General features: G+C 68.4%; 3 protein-coding genes. All 3 read right to left on the bottom strand.

The window, feature by feature from the left end; all coding sequences use genetic code 11:
- Positions 1-290: 290 nt before the first annotated feature.
- Positions 291-557, bottom strand: a complete 267-nt coding sequence (locus tag GX015_RS07490; protein ID WP_291344045.1) for a hypothetical protein — start codon at positions 555-557, stop codon at positions 291-293.
- A 10-nt stretch (positions 558-567) separates the two neighbouring features.
- Positions 568-1,878, bottom strand: coding sequence for an AarF/ABC1/UbiB kinase family protein (locus GX015_RS07485; RefSeq protein WP_291344043.1), 1,311 nt, complete (start codon positions 1,876-1,878; stop codon positions 568-570).
- 17 nt (positions 1,879-1,895) lie between these two features.
- Positions 1,896-2,156, bottom strand: a 261-nt coding sequence (locus tag GX015_RS07480) for a hypothetical protein (protein ID WP_291344041.1), incomplete at its 5' end; no start/stop codon positions are given.

Here is a 2,156-nt window from a genome sequence, read left to right as displayed (position 1 = left end):
GTGCCGGCGGGAGGGGTCTGGCGCTGGGGAAGCGAGGGGCCGACGTGCCGCCGGGCGAGCCTTGATGTGGACGGGTCGATGGTGCCGGAGCCGCCGGCGCCGTTGGGGCCGGATCCCTCAATCCCGTTCTAGCCATCCCGTTCTAGTGACCCCGTTCTGGCATGCCGGTTCTCTAGCTAGCGATCCCGTTTTGGCAAGCCGATTATTGAGATCCGGACAAGTTCTCGATCAGCAGGAACTGCCAACGCGAACGGGCGGGCTGCAATGGGTTGGCAGAGGCCGGAAGGCGCCTATCCACCGTCGCCGATGCGGGAGCTGGCGGACCAGGCGGCCTCGGCATGTCCGATCGCGAGGTCGAGGGCGTCGGCACACGCACGGAGTTCCGACGTGACCGCGTCGACAGATTCGGAAGGAGTGATGACGGTGGAATCATCGACGGTCAGGGAAGCCGGATCCCACACCTCGGCCGACGCAACCAATTGGCGGACCTGGTCGACGATGCCGGACAGCCCCTCATGGGTCATGCCCACCTGGTTGTACAACTCCTGCGGACGCATGCCGGAAACGCTACCGCCCGGGGCCCAACCCCACCATTTCGGGATAATGCTCGGCGATGACCTGGCGATACGGTGCCGGCGCCGACAACTGCGCCAATACGGCGACGGCGCCGGCGAGGATGCGGTGAATCATGATGTAGCGCTTGGGCATCCCGAACTTCCGGCCCAACTTCGACTGGGGGGACATCGGATCCATGAACGGGCCCATCACCCGCTTCAACCACGCCACCGTGAACACGAAGTCGTCGTGGGCCAACGGTTCGGCGAAGGGCATGAGGAACGCCTCGACCTCGGCCGGCGTCAGATCCTTCTCCCGGCCACCGGTGACGTAGCCGTGCTCGACGGCCAAATCGAGAAGGTCCTCCCTGCGCCCGTCGACGACGGCGGCGACCAATTCGATCAACGGGCGCGGCAGTCCCTCGGGCACGTGGATGCACGCGCCGAAATCGATGACGGTGAGGACGCCGTCGTCGTCAAGCAAGAAATTGCCCGGGTGGGGATCGGTGTGCATGCGATGCACGAGATCCGGCGACGCGAACTCGAAAACGGTCAGCGCCTCGGCGGCCCGCGAGCGCTGCTCCTCGGTGCCGTGGTCGATGATCTCGCCGAGGCGCACGCCCTCGACCCACTCGCTGACGAGCACCTTCGGGGCAGACGCGTACACCTTCGGCACGTGCAGGCGCGGCTCCCGGCCCTGGCCGAACGCGGCGTGGAAGGCGCGCTGGTGATCGGCCTCGATGCGGTAATCGAGCTCGTCGAGGACGTTGTCGGCGATCTCGTCGACGAGGTCCGACATGTTCATGCCGTCCTCGAGCTGCTGCAAAATCGGGGTGATCAGCTTCAGCTGGCGCAAATCCGCCTTGATCGCCTTGTCCGCGCCCGGGTACTGCACCTTCACCGCGACCGGCGAACCGTCCGACCACACCGCCTTGTGCACCTGGCCGATCGACGCGGCGGCGACGGGGACGTCGTCGAACTCGAGGAAACGCTCCCGCCACGCGGTGCCCAACTGGCGGTCGAGGACACGGTGCACCGACGACGCGGGCAGGGGAGGGGCCTCGGCCTGCAGCGACCGCAACGTCCCGGAGAGGGGCTCGGCCAATTCGTCGGGCAGGATCGGCGCGAAAATGCTCAGGGCCTGGCCCACTTTCATGGCGCCGCCCTTGAGTTCGCCGAGGACCGCCGCCAGCTGCTCCGCCGTCTTGCGCGGATTCGTCGCGCGGCTGCGGGGATTCAACGCCCGCGCGCCGGCCGACAACGGCACGGACGCCAGGCGCGCGGCACGGCGGAACGGGGATCCGGACACCGACTCTTCGTTCATGGCCGCCATTGTGCCCGTTATCGGGTGAACGCCGCCGAGCCGCCGGGCGCGCACACGGCGCACCTCGGGTGCGGCAGCAGCGGCCGAACCCCGCCGCCGAACCCATGCGGGTCCACGACGGCCTCCGCGCCACGCAGGCGAGAGCCGCCGCCCAGCTGTGCGATGACGGTGGCGATCGTCGCGGTCATCGTTTCGGGCGACGCCGTCCCGATCCGCCCCGCCAACTGCAGCGCCAGCACCTTCCGCGCCGGATCGTCGTCGATGCGGCGGGCCTCGGC

The sequence above is a fragment of the Corynebacterium sp. genome, assembly GCF_012837295.1.
GTDB lineage: Bacteria > Actinomycetota > Actinomycetes > Mycobacteriales > Mycobacteriaceae > Corynebacterium.
Note: the sequence above shows the minus strand (reverse complement) of the source record. Positions and strands in the feature narration are given on the sequence as shown.

Coding starts and splice junctions, on each gene's coding strand:
- GX015_RS07490 (WP_291344045.1), bottom strand. CDS start 557: ATGCGTCCGCAGGAGTTGTACAACCAGGTGGGCATGACCCATGAGGGG.
- GX015_RS07485 (WP_291344043.1), bottom strand. CDS start 1,878: ATGAACGAAGAGTCGGTGTCCGGATCCCCGTTCCGCCGTGCCGCGCGC.